This window comes from Caldithrix abyssi DSM 13497, assembly GCF_001886815.1.
GTDB lineage: Bacteria > Calditrichota > Calditrichia > Calditrichales > Calditrichaceae > Caldithrix > Caldithrix abyssi.
The window spans coordinates 3,524,203-3,541,131 of sequence record NZ_CP018099.1 but is presented as its reverse complement, the minus strand read 5'-3'; the positions used below and the strand labels follow the sequence as shown (position 1 = coordinate 3,541,131).

The 16,929-nt window shown below is 45.4% G+C and carries 11 protein-coding genes and 2 pseudogenes; 4 read left to right on the top strand and 9 right to left on the bottom strand.

All coding sequences use genetic code 11. The features are described from left to right. Positions 1-493: 493 nt before the first annotated feature. Complete coding sequence (locus Cabys_RS13795; RefSeq protein WP_006926712.1) at positions 494-2,254, top strand: IS1182 family transposase; 1,761 nt, start codon at positions 494-496, stop codon at positions 2,252-2,254. A gap of 174 nt (positions 2,255-2,428) precedes the next feature. Here Cabys_RS13795 and Cabys_RS20745 read toward each other — a convergent pair. The 7 genes and pseudogenes from Cabys_RS20745 to Cabys_RS20315 form a co-directional block, all read right to left on the bottom strand. After that, positions 2,429-2,661 (bottom strand): annotated as a pseudogene (locus Cabys_RS20745) (hypothetical protein); the annotation flags it as partial. Beyond that, entirely contained in the window at positions 2,660-5,668 is a 3,009-nt protein-coding gene (locus Cabys_RS13785; protein WP_006926711.1) for a type I restriction endonuclease subunit R, read from the bottom strand. The gene Cabys_RS13785 and the pseudogene Cabys_RS20745, both read right to left, overlap by 2 nt. Next, positions 5,665-6,327, bottom strand: a complete 663-nt coding sequence (locus tag Cabys_RS13780) for a four helix bundle suffix domain-containing protein (RefSeq protein ID WP_006926709.1) — start codon at positions 6,325-6,327, stop codon at positions 5,665-5,667. Before Cabys_RS13780 ends, Cabys_RS13785 begins: the two co-directional genes overlap by 4 nt. After that, positions 6,320-7,693 (bottom strand): restriction endonuclease subunit S, encoded by a 1,374-nt coding sequence (locus Cabys_RS13775; protein WP_006926707.1) that lies wholly within the window; start codon positions 7,691-7,693, stop codon positions 6,320-6,322. Before Cabys_RS13775 ends, Cabys_RS13780 begins: the two co-directional genes overlap by 8 nt. Positions 7,694-7,695: 2 nt before the next feature. Continuing rightward, the gene (locus Cabys_RS13770; RefSeq protein WP_006926705.1) at positions 7,696-9,540 is read right to left on the bottom strand and encodes a DUF262 domain-containing protein; all 1,845 of its coding nucleotides are present in this window, start codon (positions 9,538-9,540) and stop codon (positions 7,696-7,698) included. Continuing rightward, positions 9,537-11,675 (bottom strand): type I restriction-modification system subunit M, encoded by a 2,139-nt coding sequence (locus Cabys_RS13765; protein ID WP_006926704.1) that lies wholly within the window; start codon positions 11,673-11,675, stop codon positions 9,537-9,539. Before Cabys_RS13765 ends, Cabys_RS13770 begins: the two co-directional genes overlap by 4 nt. Positions 11,676-11,845: 170 nt before the next feature. Continuing rightward, positions 11,846-12,001, bottom strand: a complete 156-nt coding sequence (locus Cabys_RS20315) for a type I restriction-modification system subunit M N-terminal domain-containing protein (protein ID WP_217183980.1) — start codon at positions 11,999-12,001, stop codon at positions 11,846-11,848. Between the two features lie 404 nt (positions 12,002-12,405). Here Cabys_RS20315 and Cabys_RS20605 point away from each other — a divergent pair, with 404 nt between their 5' ends. Together Cabys_RS20605 and Cabys_RS13755 are read left to right on the top strand one after the other, a co-directional pair. Continuing rightward, positions 12,406-12,540 carry a hypothetical protein gene (locus Cabys_RS20605; protein ID WP_257786499.1) on the top strand — a complete coding sequence of 45 codons (135 nt, stop codon included), beginning with the start codon at positions 12,406-12,408 and terminating at the stop codon, positions 12,538-12,540. A gap of 45 nt (positions 12,541-12,585) precedes the next feature. Continuing rightward, the gene (locus tag Cabys_RS13755) at positions 12,586-12,783 is read left to right on the top strand and encodes a hypothetical protein (RefSeq protein WP_044280939.1); all 198 of its coding nucleotides are present in this window, start codon (positions 12,586-12,588) and stop codon (positions 12,781-12,783) included. 265 nt (positions 12,784-13,048) lie between these two features. Here Cabys_RS13755 and Cabys_RS13750 read toward each other — a convergent pair whose 3' ends face one another. After that, complete coding sequence (locus Cabys_RS13750; protein ID WP_052304125.1) at positions 13,049-14,785, bottom strand: YgiQ family radical SAM protein; 1,737 nt, start codon at positions 14,783-14,785, stop codon at positions 13,049-13,051. Positions 14,786-14,941: 156 nt separating this feature from the next. Between Cabys_RS13750 and Cabys_RS13745 the strand changes: the two genes are divergently transcribed. Continuing rightward, a complete protein-coding gene (locus Cabys_RS13745) occupies positions 14,942-16,738 on the top strand; it encodes an IS1634 family transposase (protein ID WP_006926703.1) in 1,797 nt (598 codons plus the stop codon). A gap of 74 nt (positions 16,739-16,812) precedes the next feature. Here Cabys_RS13745 and Cabys_RS19855 read toward each other — a convergent pair. Beyond that, a pseudogene (locus Cabys_RS19855) lies at positions 16,813-16,920 on the bottom strand (hypothetical protein); the annotation flags it as partial. Positions 16,921-16,929: the final 9 nt, after the last annotated feature.

Genomic DNA, 16,929 nt, shown 5'->3' with positions numbered 1-16,929 from the left:
GGGGAAACCTAATACCGGTGCTGAAGCAACAGGTAAAAGCAAGCATCGGGCTTACCGGAGTGATTGAGGATGGCGCGCACTGAAAGATTCGTTGAGAAACCTGAGAGATCTATTACAGAAGTTCTTAAATGGACAACACGAACAGGGAAAACATAACCTGTTTAGTGTCTGTAATAGAAGTCGGAAAAGCCCATAGTAGTGAAGAAGTTATGGAACATAATGGAGCGAAGGGGCTTTACTGTAGGAGCGTTTGTGTCAAAAGTAGGTGGAAACCCGCTTGGGGCTGTCCCAAAAGTAAATTAAGATGTATAAATATACAGGTTTTTAAATATAATTTTGTTGGTAAATATGATACGAAATTATGGAAAAGGTAAAAGATTTCAATAAAAAAACATGAATAAAAACAAGATTTAAATTAGTTATATTTATTGTCTTTAGCACATAAAATAACTTGCATTAATAACTTGAAAATATTAAATTTAAAATAAAAACCATGAAGCCAAAAAGTTGTCGAAAAATCCCATTTAAAACCACCGATCAAAACCAACTTACTATTCTTCCGCCTTCATTAGATGAGCTCATAGAACCCAATCATATGGTTCGGTTTATCAATGCCATCATAGATAAGATGGATATTGATTTTTTAATTAAAGAATACAAAGGAGGCGGTCGAGCCGCGTATCATCCGCGGATGCTATTAAAAGTAGTCATTTATGCCTATACGCAGAAGATATTTACTTCGCGCCAGATAGCTAAGGCCTTAAGAGAGAATATTCATTTCATGTGGTTATCAGGGAACAGTCGTCCGGATTTTAGGACGATAAATCGTTTTCGTTCATCACGATTGAAGGGAAAAATAGAGGAAGTATTCACCTATGTAGTTGAGCAATTATTGGAGTTGGGCTATATCGAATTAAATGATCTTTTTATAGACGGGAGCAAATTTCAGGCGAATGCGAATAAATACAAGGCAGTCTGGAAGAAGAATGTAGACCGTTACCAGAGAGTACTTCAAGAGAAGCTAAAGGAATTACTAAAGAAGATAGATAACGAGAATGATTTAGAGAATCGTTTATACGGTAATAAAGATTTAGGAGAATTAGGAGAGGATGTTACTTTAAGCTCTCATCAGATTGAACAAATAGTTGATATATTGAATGAGCGGTTAAAAAAGGAACCGGACAATAAGGAATTAAAGAGAGCAAAAAATAAAATAGAGAAGGATTATTTACCGCGCCAACGTAAATATGAAAAGCAACGAAAGCTTCTAAATGGTAGGAATAGCTATAGCCAGACGGACCCGGATGCTACCTTTATGAGTAAGAAGCGGGATCATCATAATAATACGGATTTGCTTCCGAGTTATAATGTTCAGGTAGGAAGTGAGAATCAATTTATAGTGAATTATACGATAAATCAGAACGCGAATGATAGCGTATTATTAAAGCCCTTTATGGAGTCATACAAGCGTTGTTATGGTAGGCAACCAAATCGAGTAATAGGCGATGCAGGCTATGGAAGTGAGGAGAATTATGCATATTTGGAATCAGAAGGTGTAGAAGCTTATATCAAATACAGTAGTTATTACAAAGAGCAAAAGAAGTCATACAAAGAGAATCCTTTTTTGATAGATAACATGCGGTATGATCCTGAATTAGATCGCTATGAATGTCCTGCCGGTCGGTATTTAGAATATGTTGGAGAACAGGAAAATGTTACGTCGACGGGATTTAAAGTAAAGCATCGTATTTACCGTAGTGAGAGTTGTGAAGGCTGTGCATTGAAAGAGAAGTGCTATAAGGGCCAGACTGCGCGTGTTGTTAGAGTAAATGTCATGCTTAATGATTATAAAAAGCAGGTTCGTTCTCGATTGAATACGGAAGAAGGAAGAAAATTAATCAGCAAACGAGGTTCGGAGATAGAAACAATTTTTGGACAAATAAAGCATAATCTTGGAATAAGGGGCTTTTTATTAAGAGGATTAGAGAAAGTAAAAACAGAATTTGGTATAATAGCAGTAGCGTATAATTTAAAAAAGATGTTTAATCAGATGAAAGAGTACGGTTTAGTTAACGAGATGTATAAGTATAGCGCTAACATCTTTTTTAATTTAAACCGGGCAAGCCAGTGTCAAAATTTAGGCCTAAAAAATACCATTTTAGAAACGTTAGAGCGATTTTTTATAGAAATTAAGGAAAAAATAGTTATTAAATATTCATCTTGTCTCTTCAACGCCAAAATATGTTTTGTATAAAAATTTACTTTCATCGACTTTTGGGACAGCCCCCCCTACGGATAATTGGGAAGCCTCTTATGCCATTCTCAACTCAGGCAATCGTGATTACCAGAGAAGCATTCTTCTTTAAGACAGAAACTATACCACAAAGCCAAGCAAGAACCAGAACCCGCCGTAATGCTTTTACAGTAAGTCCAGCTTGGGCTTCTCGGCCTCATTCAGCTCGATCCTGGCCACAGGCTATCGTAATAGATAGGGACTGTGGCGCCGTCCTCTACCATCGTAGATGGAGATGTAGTCCCCAAAGACGGCGCGGGTGTTTCTGTCACCCTTCTCGCTGGGCGTGCCAGTGAAGCCAATGAAGGAGGCGCGCGGCAGCGCATCGCCCATGTGACGGCAAAACCGTCGATAAAGTCGTACTGGCTATCTTAAGTTGCCCGGTTCGCTGTAAGTCAAGGCAAACACCATGTCGGCCAGCCAGCGACGGAACGACTCATTATCGCTGAACTGCTTGAACAGCTCGGTGTCATCCTGCAACAGCGCCATCATCACTCGTTGCAGGGCTTTGTCGTGCTCGATGCGGGCGTTTTGTTTATCGGAGTGTTTTCTGGCATTCTGATAAGCGGGATCTGCCGCTACTTTAGCAGGAATCTCCTCGGTAATTAACTTGTGCACCCGATCGGCATCGGTCCACTCAATGTTGCCGAATTGGTCATTAAACTGTCGGATGATATTCGATAACCGATCCAGCTCCGGTTCCGCTTTGTGCCCGCCTCCGGCTGCAGGAACCGGTTCAATCTCAGCATCTTCATCGGCAAGGGCAATTTTCATGGTACGTTGCTTTTCCACCCGGTAGCTGTCCATATCAATAGCTTCCAGAATCCCTTTGGACAGGTCTTCTTCCTGCGGGGCCGGCAGCTTGGGCACCAGAAAATTGAGAAAGATGGAGAGCTTTTCCCATTCGACATTGCTGTAGGGCAACACTGCCGCCAGAAAATTGTAAGTCCGTAAAAAAGCTTTGGCTTTGCCTTTGAAATCCACCTGCCCGTCTTCATCCAGCTCGGCGTATTCCAAAACGCAGCGATCCAGAATGGGATCCAGCTTGTCGCAGTCAGCGCCTCCCAGATAGAGCTCCACGAAATAATCAATCTGCTGCTGGGAATACACCTGATAGCCATCCAGCACCGATTTCAAATCGTGCAGCTTGTCGGGATCGGTTTGTTCCGCCAGGATGGTGGTGCGGTAATAGGGTTCAAAGGCTTCCCGGATCGTGTCGGCATCGTTCATGAAATCCAGTACGAAGGTATCGTGTTTCTGGGGATGGGCGCGATTTAACCGGGAAAGCGTCTGCACCGCCTTTACTCCGGAAAGCACCTTATCCACATACATGGTGTGTAAAAGCGGCTCATCATAGCCGGTTTGAAATTTATCCGCACAGATCAGAAAACGGTATGGCTCTTCCCGGATTTTCTCGGGGATTTGATTGGAAGGAAAGCCATTCAACGATGCTTCGGTTACCCTTTTGCCACCATAGTCATGTTCGCCGGAAAAGGCCACAATGGCCTGGTATGGACTGTTGCGCTCTTTTAAATATGCCTGAAAAGCATGGAAATATTGAATGGCCCGTTGCACCCCGCTGGTCACCACCATGGCCCGGGCTTTGCCGCCAATTTTTCCTTTTGCAACCACCTGCTCATGAAAATGGTCGATCATGATTTCCGCTTTCAGTCGGATGGCATGTTCATGGCTTTCCACAAAGCGGCGCAGTTTCTTTTGAGCTTTGCGCACGTCGAATTCCGGATCATCTTCGATTTTTTTAACCAGTTTGTAGTAGCTCTTCACCGGGGTGTAATGAGCCAACACATCCAGGATGAACCCTTCCTGAATGGCCTGCTTCATGGTGTAGATGTGGAAGGGGCGATGCTTCACCGTGCCATCGTCCTGGGGTTCGGGTTCCCCAAACAGTTCCAGTGTCTTGTTTTTAGGAGTAGCGGTGAAGGCGAAATAGCTGGCGTTGGGCAGCAGCTTTTTGGCTTCGATGAGCCGGTTGATTTGATCCTCGATGGTCTCTTCTTCCTCTTCAGCGCCGGCGGCAGAAAGCGCCGTGCTCATGGCCGCCGAGGTTTTGCCGCCCTGACTGGAATGCGCTTCGTCGATGATAATGGCAAACCGCCGCCCGCGGTGTTCATTGCCGATCTCATCCAGAATGAAGGGGAATTTCTGCACCGTGGAGATGATGATCTTTTTCCCGCTTTCAATAAATTTCCGCAAATCGCCGGAACGTTCCGCATGGCCCACCGTGGCGCTCACCTGGGCAAATTGCTTGATGGTGTCCCTGATCTGCCGATCCAGAACCCGACGGTCGGTCACCACGATGATGGAGTCGAACACCGGCTGGCCGTCTTGCTGCAGTCCGATCAACTGATGCGCCAGCCAGGCAATGGAGTTGGATTTGCCGCTGCCGGCGGAATGCTGAATCAAATACCGATGCCCGGCGCCGTGCTGTGCCGCGTGGGCCAGCAGCTTGCGCACCACATCCAATTGATGATAGCGGGGAAAGATTTGTTTTCGCTTTTTGCGCTTGTTTTGCGCATCCCGTTCTTCCACAATCTGGGCATAGTTTTCCAGGATGTTGGTCAGGCTATCCTTTTTGAGGATGCGTTTCCACAGGTAATCGGTTTTGATGCCCTGCGGATTGGGCGGATTGCCTGCCCCGCCGTTCCAGCCCTGATTGAAGGGCAAAAACCAGGATGCCTTGCCCTTTAAATGGGTACAGAACCAGACTTCTTCTTCATCCACGGCGAAATGGGCCACGCAGCGCCCGAATTCAAACAGCTTTTCCCTGGGGTTGCGGTCCCGTTTGTACTGCTCGATGGCGTCATGCACGGTTTGTTTGGTCAGGCGGTTTTTCAGCTCAAAAGTAAACACCGGCAGCCCATTGATGAACAATACCAGGTCCAGCGCCCGCTGGGTTTCGTCCCTGGAGTAGCGCAACTGCCGGGTAATGCTAAAGCGATTTTTCTGGTACAGTTCCTGAGCCATTGCATTGCCGGGCGAGGGGGCGCCGTAAAACAGGGTAATTTGATAGGGCCCATGTTTGATCCCCTGGCGCAGGACATCCACCATCCCGCGGCGGCTGATTTCTCCCTGCAAGCGCGCCAGAAATTTGCGCCGCGTGGGGCTTGCGTTGTTCAAATCCAGCTCTGAAGCGATTTCCGGCTGGGTGTCCTTTAAAAATACCGTTAACTGGAACAAATCGATGCAATATTCCCGGTCATAGTCCTCCGGGTCGCCGCAGAAATAGCCGGCGCCGCCGTAGGGCGCAACGGGTTCCGCAACCAGGCTACCGGAACGCCCCGGTTCGCAGGGGCTGCCGGTTAGCGCTGTGCAGATCAATCTTTCCAGACCGCGTTCTGAGGTATCGGTTGTCATGGGTTATTCTTTCTTTTCTGATTTTGCCTGATTTTGTACAACCGTTCGGTAAAACCGCCTTCTTTTTTAAAAGCCTCCGCCTGGGCAGCTAACTGGCGGTCTAAAAGATAACAACAAATATTCAACAAAGATAGAGCGGCATTGGCTGCCAGTTGGGCGTAGCTTGGTACAGGTTCCTCCTGACTAACACCGACGGGCACGGATACCGCGGTTTTATTTGAATCGGTCTTTCTGTGTGCGTCAGTGTGTGTCCGGGTTTTCCACTGCTTCTTTTCGTCCTGAATCCAATCTCTGACTTCCTGCAAAGTAGCACAACGTCGGGCTTTAAAGCGCTTCAGTGCCGGGTGGTCTGGTTCCCACTGCGCCATGCCCCGCTGCCGCAAAAAATCCTCATAATCCAGACGCAGTTCTTCCAGGCTGGCGCGGGCTACGTTGGTCAGTTTCATTTCCATTTTTTTGGAGGTGCCGCTGACCTGGCTGCCCTCGGCAATGTTTTGCACGCCGGAGCGCGCTGCCTGCACCATCTGATCGTAGGTACGGCTGCGCTTATCGATGTAGCGGTCACAGAAGCGCACCGTCAGGTCATAAATTAGCTGGCCCAGCTGAAAGGTCTTCAGCTTGCGGTAGCCGCCGTGTTTAGGGATCAGCTCTTCAGTCATCCGCTTCCTCCTGGAGGAGGGGTTCCTCTTCTTGCGGTTCCGGGGTTTCTTCTTCTATTTCCGCCAAATCCTCCATCTCGCTTTCCGGCGTTTCCGGCAATTGGGCTGCCGCCTCCCGCACGTCCAGCTTACCGGTTACCACCTCGGCAATCAGAGTGGTTCGCAGCTCTTTAAGCAACTCGATAGCCCGGCGGGTGGCGGCGATGGCGGCGTCGAATGAAACGATTTGTTCATTTATAAATCGATCAATTGTTTCCTGCTCTTTTATAGATGGAAAGGGAATTTTTAAGTTTTGGATACGTTCCACAGCGAGGCCAGGTTGTGCAGCTGCCATAGAGTATTGATTAAGGTTCATTATTCGTAGAAGCTCTCCAAACCATCTCACTGAAAACTTCAGTTTTGGTTGAGCAACAACAGCGTGTTCAGAAGCCCAAAATTTGCCGGATGCATAATTTATATTTCCACACAGAGCACCCTGACGACCTATTAGAACAAATTCGCCTTCGTGCGTATATGCATTGGTGTAACCACGCAATCCATTTCCACCGTAAACAGGAAACTTACCTGTTTCTTCTATGTTTTCTGAAGTTATCGACTCCCCACTTTTTAATCGTGCTACATATTTTAGCCGCACCACCTCCCAATGCTTTGGCACCTTTCCCAGCCACTCCACCCCGGAGTCTTTGTATTCCTGGTAGGGTTGGCCGGTGCGTACGTCGATTTGCCCGGTAACCGCCTGGTGGATCAGCGCCTGTTTGTACTCCTGCAGCAGCTTAATGCGCCGCTGCCGCAACCGGATGGCTTTGCGGATGCGCCGCTCTGCCCAATCCAGAAACCGCACAATGGCTTGCTGTTCGGGGAGAGGCGGGAGGGGTGAATATATAAGCTTAAAATGTTCAGGCCGCAAACTCCACATATCCGAAGTAATACCATAAGACCAACGTTCTGCTTCTTTTATGAATAAAGGGGTTCTGAACAAGTAATGAAAAAAACGACCTGATTCTTGGTATTTCGGTTTTTGTACGACATAAGCAGGGCTAACAATGCCCCGATATTGAGAAAGGCCGATTGCTCCTTGCCATGCTCTCATTTTGTTATAAACTATGTCTCCAGGCATAACTAACTTATAATTTGACTTATCAATCCTGGAGCTATCCTTTTTTGAACTTACATTCAACAATTCTCTTTGTTGTATAACACCACTATTAATGGTTACTGAAAGAAGCTGTTCATTTAGATTATTTTGATCATTTATTTCAACGAACAAAGCACGGTTAGGAAACACCTCCCAATGCGCTGGCACCTTTCCCAACCAGGGCACGCCGGAATCTTTGTATTGGGGGTAGGGTTTGAGTTTTTTGATCATCCTTAAACCTCTCTCAACAAATCTTCTGGATTCCAAACATGTTCGGCAATCATTCGATATAGTTCGCACCGTTCATCTAATGCTTTTCTGTCAAAATGTTCATAAGGCTTAAACGGTAAACCGCTTTGCTCAATAAATCTTAAAAATCCAGGATTGTGTTCATAACATTGTGGATGCAACGACTGCGCTAGTAAATTTTGTTTAAGGTAATGAGGTAATTTTTCTCCATATTTTAGATCACCATAACTGGCGTTAAATGATTTAGGCAACAACAACAATCCACCAATCCGATTTCGGTTTTCCTGAAAATCACTTGGATGCTCAAATTCATCTTCATGATATTCGTATTTATCCGCCCATATATGCTCAACTTCAAAACGGTTCTTACCTTCTTCCCTAACATAATTTTTATAATTAGAATCTAAACCAGATTGAACTTCCACATACTCGGTTAATCTTGCCAACAATCTATGAATTGCACGACGATTTTGTTGATGCATGTAAAATCCAATTTCTCGCCGATGGTATGGGCTATTCTTTCTAAAGTTTTCTTCTTCCCTTTGTAATCGATTATACAAAGTTTTCGCAAGTTTTTTGGGTTCCAGTCCTCTGATTTCCTTCATTACCAGAAACATAGAATATTGCATGGTTGAATAAGAAATGCTTCTGAAATTCCAGATACGCCAGGCTAACAATATGTCAATAAAGCGCGCGGCAATACGAATTTTTCGCTTAATAATTGCTTCAGTGTCTTCAAGCGTAAGAGGTGCTAATAACACCATATATTGCAACGTAAAACCGTGATGGGCATTGTACATCACATGATTTAATTCCGCAACATTTCCATGAGAAGCATTCATGAGCATATTGTATTGGCGGATAAAGAAGTTAAAGTTTCGATGAATAAAATTGTAAAAATCATCGCTTGAAGTGAGACCAATATTTTTGCTATTTTCCCTAATCCAGCGGTGATATTCTGTCCCAATACGGTCAAAGTCTTCTGGTTTCGCCCCTTTTTTCCTCTCTCGAATTTTTTGAGCATATTGGGAACGTAACCAATTTTTAAAAAAATCGGATTCTACATCTTTTCCCCACTCCGTTATTTCTTCAATTCGTTTTTTCCATAGTCGGTTACTTTCATCCCGTTTTTCTTCAATAAGATTTGCTAAAAGATAACCCTTCAGCATTTCTGTTGGAGTGAGTGAAAGCCCCCGGTCATTCATTGTTTCGAAAATCGTGTAAGCATCTTCATCAGAATAAGCAGTAATTTCTACCATGTGTACATTTTCCAGTAGCCAATCAATGAAATATGGTAATGCATGGTTACGTAATTCTTCGGGAAAATGTTCTTCAAGGTCCTGATATCTATTGTAAATATTGATAACAGATTCTGACATGCCGTTTGAATCAAATGATTTCCCTTCAAACAATGCAGTTAAACAGGCTTCGCGTTCTGGCACTACTAAATTAAACGATTTCTTTCCAAATTTTTCTGAATAGATTAAATCATCAATATAAACTTTATCATTTCGATTTTGTTGCAGGTTCCTCAGTAAAATCAAGAGGAGAGTAATTGATGTTAACCTTTGTTGTCCATCTACAATGAACTTACCTGCGTCTTTGCTACTTATGATAATTGAACCAAGGAAATAGTGGGGATACTTTTCGACCTGTTCTCGTTTGTGCTCAGGTTGGTAACCTTCGAGAAATTTGCTGGTCAAGTCATTGAGTAATTCAAGAACCTGTTTCGTTCCCCATCGATATTCCCGTTGATAGTAATCAATGGAATATTTTACACCTTTAAGCAATTCGCGGATAGTTCTCGCTATACCCTGAATTTCGTTCATTCTTCTTTTCCTCCCAAAATCTCATCCAACAGTCCCTCGGCCTCTTTCTCCACGGCCAGCAAATCGGCGCGGATTTCTTCCAGGCTGCGCAGGGGTTTGGGTTTGTAAAAATAGCGGTTGAAATTGATTTCATAGCCGATTTTCACTTTGCTCGGATCATACCAGGCGTCCGGGGCGTAGGGCAGTACCTCTCGTTTCAAAAAGGCATCGATCCCGCCGTCTTCCAGCAAAGGCACCTGCTCGCTGTCGCGCAATTCGCTGTCCGGCTCATATTCCACCACCCGCGCTTTTCCATGAAGATCGATTTCAACCAATCCATGGAGCGGATCGGCTTTGGTTCCGGCTTGGTGGATTTTCCGGATTACGGGTTCGGCCTGTTCATCCCGCTCACAAAGATGATCCCGGATCAGTTTCAGTTGTTTGCCGTTGAGCTTGATACCTGCCTCTTTCGCCAGTTGGGTCAATTTTTCCAGAAAAAGATTGTAATTCCGATGCGGTCCGGCGCCCATAATTTTTGCAACGCTTTTCATAAAGGTGCCCAAACCGCTTTGCTGCTGCTCCTTGCACAGTTGGGCAAAGCGGTTCAGTTTTACTTCCGATAAGTCCGCGCGCAAACGCAGGGGGCGCTCCACAATCACCTTCCAGTAGCCGAAGGCTTTGTTGGGAAAAATCTTCGATTGTTCGCTCTCTTCAAATTTCAGAAAGACATCCACGATGCGTTGAATATCATCTTCCGAAAGCTCACAATTCTTCTTGCCCAGGTTCTTGCGCAACGGTTGGTACCACTGCGTGGCGTCGATGAGTTGCACTTTGCCTTTGCGCTGTTCCGGTTTCCGGTTGGAAAGCACCCAGATGTAGGTGGCGATGCCGGTGTTGTAGAACATGTTTAGCGGCAGGGCAACGATGGCTTCCAGCCAGTCATTTTCGATGATGTAGCGCCGGATGTTGCTCTCCCCCTGGCCGGCGTCTCCGGTAAATAGGGATGAGCCGTTGTGCACCTCGGCGATGCGGCTGCCCAGTGGGGTATCGTGCTTCATTTTGCTGACCATATTGGCCAGAAACAGCATCTGCCCATCGCTGGTGCGCGTTATCAGGGATAGCTCCTCTCCCCGATGATTCACCACAAAGCGCGGGTCTTTGATGCCCTGCTTGCCGCCCATGCGCTCCAGGTCGCTCTTCCAGCTTTTGCCGTAAGGGGGATTGCTGAGCATGAAATCAAATTTCAGGTGCGGAAAGGCGTCATTGGAAAGGGTGGAATATTCCGGTCCCCCCACAATGTTTTCTGCTTCCTCACCTTCCCCTTTGATAAGCAAATCCGCTTTGCAGATGGCATAGGTTTCCGCATTAATTTCCTGACCATAGAGATGCGTAGTGACCTGTTTCCCATGTTCCGTTGCCAGTTGCTTCATGGTATCTTCGGCTACGGTCAACATGCCCCCGGTACCGCAGGCGCCGTCGTAGAGCAGATAGGTTCCCGATTCGATCTGGTCAGCAATAGGCAAAAAGATCAGCCGGGCCATCAGCTTTACCACATCGCGGGGCGTCCAGTGCTCGCCGGCTTCCTCGTTGTTTTCCTCATTAAAGCGGCGCACCAGTTCCTCAAAGATGGTGCCCATGGCGTGGTTGTCCAATCCCGGCAGGCGCACCGAACCATCGCTGTTCAAGACGGGATAGGGGCTCAGATTGATGGCCGGATCAAGAAATTTTTCGATCAGTGTTCCCAGAGCATCAGCTCTGGAAAGGCGGGGAATTTGATTACGAAATTCAAAATTGTCGATGATCTCCTGCACATTAGGCGAGAAGCCGTCCAGATAGGCGCGGAAGTCTGCTTCCAGTTGTTGGCGACTGGCACGGTTTTTTAAATCTCGCAGGGTAAAAGGGGAAGTATTGTAAAAAGCCTGTCCGGCTGCCTGGCGCAATGGGCCGTCCTGATTGGTAATGCCTGCCTGGTCTAAATTTTCCTTCATTTGCAACACCGCTTGTTTGGTCGGCTCCAGCACTGCATCAAAGCGGCGAATCACCGTCATAGGCAGGATAACATCGCGATATTTGCCGCGAACGTACAGGTCACGCAGCACATCATCGGCAATGTTCCAGATAAAATTGGTGATCCAGGTTAGTTGGCCATTTTCCATATAAGAATCCCCTCTACATAGGTTGCATAAATTGCGGGTGCCTGTCTTCCCGCAGGTGCTCCATCTGGCCTCGGGAGGCACCCAGAAGATGTTGTCGGCCAGATACTCGTCGCGCGGTCTTACGGGTCGGTGTAATCGGTTTCCTGTCGGCCTTTGAGCTCCTCGTATTTCTACTGAAAGGCATCGGAAATGTACTTGGAGAAGATCAACCCCAGTACCACATGCTTATATTCCGATACGTCCATGTGACCGCGCAGCTTATCGGCCATCTCCCAGAGTTTGTTTTCAAAGACCAGATTGGCGCCGTTTTGTTTTTTGTTTGCCATATTTTCCCTTTTATCTTATTGGCCGCTCAACGATAAGATTAACCAGCCCTGACCTCTGGGCGTCTGGTTGAACGTTTGGTTGCAATAAAGTTTAATTTTACCTGCCACAGAAAGGTCGCTAACGTTTTATCATTTTAAAAATAAGAGCTTTTAAAGTCAAACTAAAACCACTTTCTTTTTAAAATAGTAAAAATCAAATTCCAGCCCTACACGTAAGTATATTTTTGCCTGAGTTGCTTAACCGACACTCAGCACAGCGTGCTTTTATTTTATAACCACACTCATTCAAAGAACGAGGCTCAGTACGTTTTCTAAATTTCATTAGCACAAAGGAACGGGCATTAATTTTAATGGCACTATTTCTATTCTTGAAAAAAAATAGAAATAATGTTTAGATTGAAATTATGAAAGATAAAGAATTATACAAACAGATACTGGGTCTTCCGAGTCCCTGGCAAGTGGCAAACGTTGAATTACATGTCGAAAAAGAAGAAGTAGATATTGAAATTATTTACAACTCAAAAAAGCCCCTGTCTTGAATATGGTTGAGAATATGATATCTATTTTTACCACGGAAGAAAGAGATGGCACTATTTAGATACCTGCCAGATGAAGAATTACGTAATCTGCGAGATGCCAGGAATAAAATGCAAGGATCACGGCGTAAAGGTCATCAACGTTCTCTGGGCAGAATCGTAATATGCGATGCAACAAAAATTTACAGGCGCGGTCATAAAAGCGGGAATGAACCTCTGGCCTCCACCTATCTGAACAGGTATTAAGCAAACCGATCAATTCCCCGGCGGCCTGGTTGTTCCGTCTTTTCTGCTATTCCTACAGCATTCACATTAAGGTGCGCGCTTCTTCCCGTTTTAACAGACTCCATGATTTGACAGAAACAAGCCCGCTGAAACATTACAGAGCAAACTACCGGCAGGAAGAATGTTTTTTTCTGATCATCAACAAATATTAAAGCCAATAGGATGTTCGATGGTTTGGCCTGACGTCAAATAATTGAAAATTCTTTCAGCCAGGCGGCAAAAATGTTTATCCCAATAATTTCTTTAACAGATAAGGCCGCCGCATACGGCTTAATTGCTTTCTGATCCAGCCTCTGTTTTCCTTTTTGTACCAGAAAAAAAAGCGATTCTGTTCCGTTTTCTCCTCTATAGTGTGCGCTGTGTACACTTTTTGCAGGGTGTAAGGATGGTAACCGCTGTAATAAATCACGGTCGCCAACGTCATCGGCGTGGGCGTAAAATCCTGAACCTGTTCCAGATGAAATCCCAGCTCTTTGGTTATGGCAGCCAGTTCCGCCATGTCTTCCAGAGCGCTGCCCGGATGGCTGGAAATAAAATAAGGAATCAATTGCTGTTTTAATCGGTATTTGCGATTGATGGCGTCAAATTTTTTCTTAAAGGCAAAAAACGTTTTAAACGATGGTTTGCGCATGATGCGCAGCACACGCTCTGAGGTGTGTTCGGGCGCCACCTTCAAACGTCCGGAAACGTGGTGTAGAACCACCTGCTCCAGATAGGCGCTCAGGCCGTACTTTTTATCGAACGCTTTTTGATCGCTTACCAGCAGGTCATAGCGAATGCCGCTGCTGACAAAGGCTTTTTTGACTCCCGGAATTTGCGCAACAGAACGATAGATGTCGATCATCGGACGATGGTCGATGTTCAAGTTGAAACAGATATTGGGAAAAATGCAGGAGGCGCGCTTACATTGTTTGCACAAATCCAGATCAATACCCGCCATCCGATACATATTAGCCGACGGCCCGCCCATATCGCTGATGTAGCCTTTAAAATCAGGCATTTGCGTGATGGCTCTGGCTTCTTTTAAAATCGATTCTTTCGAACGGCTGGCGATGAACTTACCCTGATGCGCGGAGATGGTGCAAAAGCTGCAGCCGCCAAAGCAACCGCGATGCATGTTGATGGAATGACGAATCATCTCGTAAGCCGGAATGGGGCCGCGCCGCTTGTATTTAGGATGCGGCAATCGCGTGTAAGGCAGGTCGAAAATGTAGTCCATTTCTTTTTCGCTCATAACCGGAAAAGGCGGATTGACCCAAACCGTTTTATTGGCTGTTTTTTGTAGCAGAACCGTTCCCGGCTCCAGCGTATTGGATTCTTTTTCAATGAATTTAAAATTACGGGCAAAGGCCTTTTTATCCTTTAAGCAGGTTTCAAAAGAGGCCAATTCCAGCGTGTTCCATTTTTTTACCTTTGGCGGCGGCTGGCGGCTGTCTAACAAAATGGCTGTCTGACGAATGGTTTTAAGCGTGTGGAAGGGTACGCCTTTTTTGAGCAAACGCAGTAATTCACGTAGAGGCTGTTCGCCCATGCCGTAAATCAGTAAATCCGCTCCGGAATCGAACAAAATGGAAGGGCGAAGGCGATCGGCCCAGTAATCGTAATGCGTAAGGCGTCTGAGTGAGGCTTCCACGCCGCCAATCACCACCGGAACTTCAGGGAAAAGCTCTTTTAGAATGCTGGTGTACACAATGGTGGGATAATCGGGGCGAAAGCCGGGTACACCGCCAGGCGTGTAAGCATCGTTTGAGCGGCGACGTTTGCGCGCCGTGTAATGGTTGACCATGGAATCCATTACCCCGGCTGTAACGGCAAAAAACAGTCGTGGCCGACCAAACTTCTTAAAATCGCGCAGGTCGTCGCGCCAGTTGGGCTGAGGCACAATGGCCACGCGCAACCCTTCGGTTTCAATAAGGCGCCCGATAACCGCCGTGCCAAAGGCAGGATGATCCACATAGCCCATCTTGAACAAAATTTAAGCCCAAATCACCAAATTTCCACCTTCGGTTTTTGTAAGTTATTGGTTTTTTTGGATCGAGTTTTCGAGATGTCGTTGTAGTGCCCCATACTATATTGGTTTCCCCCTTGACTTAATTGACTGATATGATTATATTTGAACATGTTTATTAAAGAAGTCACAAAAAAGAATAAAGGGTACGATAAAACCTTCGTTTACCATCAATTGGTCGAATCCTATCGTACTGAAAAAGGCCCAAGACAAAGAAAATTGCTCAACCTGGGCAAGCTTACCATTCCTAAAGACCAATGGAAAACACTTGCCAATCGCATCGAAGAGATCATAAGCGGACAAACTTCACTGATCGAAGTGGATGAGCAAATTGAACAATTAGCCCAGCGCTATGCCTCGCTTTTAATTCAAAACAAACTAAAACAAGAAAAGGTAGAAAAAAAAGAAAGCCCACAGGAAACCGAGACCATTTTTACGGGCTCTGTCAAATTCAGAGATGCTCGCAGTATAGGAGGCGAATACATCAGTTTGATGATGTTAAGAAAGCTTAAGTTCAATGAACTTTTAAAAAAGCTGGGCTTTAAGGAGAAGGATATTAAACTGGCCGAACTGTTGATCGTTGGGCGCCTGGTGCACCCCTCAAGCGAATGGGCGACCTTACGCTGGGTCAAAAAGCAAAGCGCCATCGATGAGCTTTTAGAGTTAGACCTTTCAAGACTTTCTCACAATAAACTTTATCGAATTACGGATCAATTATTAGAACATAAGGACAAAATCGAGAATGGTTTAGTAGAGCAAGAGCGTCTGTTATTTTCCTTGCAGGAAAAGATCATCCTGTACGATTTAACCAATACGTATTTTGAGAGTAGCCGTACCAGTGAACTCAAGGCTCGCGGACGTAGTAAAGATAAGCGTCACGATATGCCCCTGGTTACTTTAGGCCTGGTATTGGATGAGGATGGATTCCCCAAGGAGAGTCGTCTTTTCTCTGGCAATGTTTCCGAACCAGAGACTTTGTCTAAAATTCTGGATACGATAGGCGGCAAAGTCAGGAAATTGATTATTTTAGATGCCGGGATTGCCACAGAAGAGAACTTGCAACTGATCACAAAGCGTGGACACGACTATCTGGTTGTCTCACGCAGTAAACCGGAAATCGAGATCGAAGAAAATGCTTTTAAAGAGATTAATCACGATCAACGCCATAAAGTGGAAGCCTATCTTTACCGTAAGGATAAAGAGCTTTATTTATACTGTCGCAGCGCCTCAAGGCAAAAGAAAGAGGAAGCCATTCGACAATTTCATCAGCAGCGCTTTGAGGCGGAGTTGAAATATGCGGCGGAGAGTTTGCACAAGAAACGAGGCACGAAGAAATATCCCAAGGTTTTAGAACGCATTGGCCGCATAAAGGAACGTCATGCAAAGGTGGCCTATTTTTATGATATTACGGTTGAGCATCACAATGGTATCGTGACAGAGATCAGCTGGAAGATAAAAGATGAGCAAAAGATGGATGATCGATTTTCCGGCACGTATTATTTACGGACGAGTCGTCTGGATTTAACGGATCGTGAGATTTGGCAGCTCTACATCAGTTTAACGGATGTGGAGGATGGATTTCGCTCGTTGAAGAGTGAATTAGGCTTAAGGCCTAATTTTCACCAGAAGGATAAACGCATTGAAGGGCATATTTTCATTTCGATTTTAGCCTTTCATGTATTGATAAGTCTTCAAAAACAATTACATGATGCAGGCGTTTATCATCGCTGGACAACCATTCGTGAATTACTTTCCGTACAGCAGCGAGTAAGCGTGGAGATGAAAACGCAGAAAGGAGATTTATTAGTTATAAGAGATACGACCGAACCGGAGGCGATCCATTATTTAATGGCGCAGGCATTTAAGATCAAGCCCAAGCCATTAGGTATGAAAAAGATAAGAATTTAAATATTGTAGTGGTAATAAAAAAGAACGACATGTTGTTTTTAAATAACTTAAGCCGTTTTAGTGTTCAAGATGGGATAGGCGTCGCCGGAAAAGAGAATCACGTCCAGTTCATCCCAGCCGCGTTGCTGCGCCTCTTTTACGGTGGTCGGCAACCAATCTGTTGTTTGATATTTATTTTGCATGTGCTGTAT

What these genes read in the sequence shown, in the direction of transcription:
- Cabys_RS13795 (WP_006926712.1), top strand. Translation starts at nt 494, where the DNA reads ATGAAGCCAAAAAGTTGTCGAAAAATCCCATTTAAAACCACCGATCAA.
- Cabys_RS13785 (WP_006926711.1), bottom strand. Translation starts at nt 5,668, where the DNA reads ATGACAACCGATACCTCAGAACGCGGTCTGGAAAGATTGATCTGCACA.
- Cabys_RS13780 (WP_006926709.1), bottom strand. Translation starts at nt 6,327, where the DNA reads ATGACTGAAGAGCTGATCCCTAAACACGGCGGCTACCGCAAGCTGAAG.
- Cabys_RS13775 (WP_006926707.1), bottom strand. Translation starts at nt 7,693, where the DNA reads ATGATCAAAAAACTCAAACCCTACCCCCAATACAAAGATTCCGGCGTG.
- Cabys_RS13770 (WP_006926705.1), bottom strand. Translation starts at nt 9,540, where the DNA reads ATGAACGAAATTCAGGGTATAGCGAGAACTATCCGCGAATTGCTTAAA.
- Cabys_RS13765 (WP_006926704.1), bottom strand. Translation starts at nt 11,675, where the DNA reads ATGGAAAATGGCCAACTAACCTGGATCACCAATTTTATCTGGAACATT.
- Cabys_RS20315 (WP_217183980.1), bottom strand. Translation starts at nt 12,001, where the DNA reads ATGGCAAACAAAAAACAAAACGGCGCCAATCTGGTCTTTGAAAACAAA.
- Cabys_RS20605 (WP_257786499.1), top strand. Translation starts at nt 12,406, where the DNA reads ATGAAAGATAAAGAATTATACAAACAGATACTGGGTCTTCCGAGTCCC.
- Cabys_RS13755 (WP_044280939.1), top strand. Translation starts at nt 12,586, where the DNA reads ATGGCACTATTTAGATACCTGCCAGATGAAGAATTACGTAATCTGCGA.
- Cabys_RS13750 (WP_052304125.1), bottom strand. Translation starts at nt 14,785, where the DNA reads ATGGGCTATGTGGATCATCCTGCCTTTGGCACGGCGGTTATCGGGCGC.
- Cabys_RS13745 (WP_006926703.1), top strand. Translation starts at nt 14,942, where the DNA reads ATGTTTATTAAAGAAGTCACAAAAAAGAATAAAGGGTACGATAAAACC.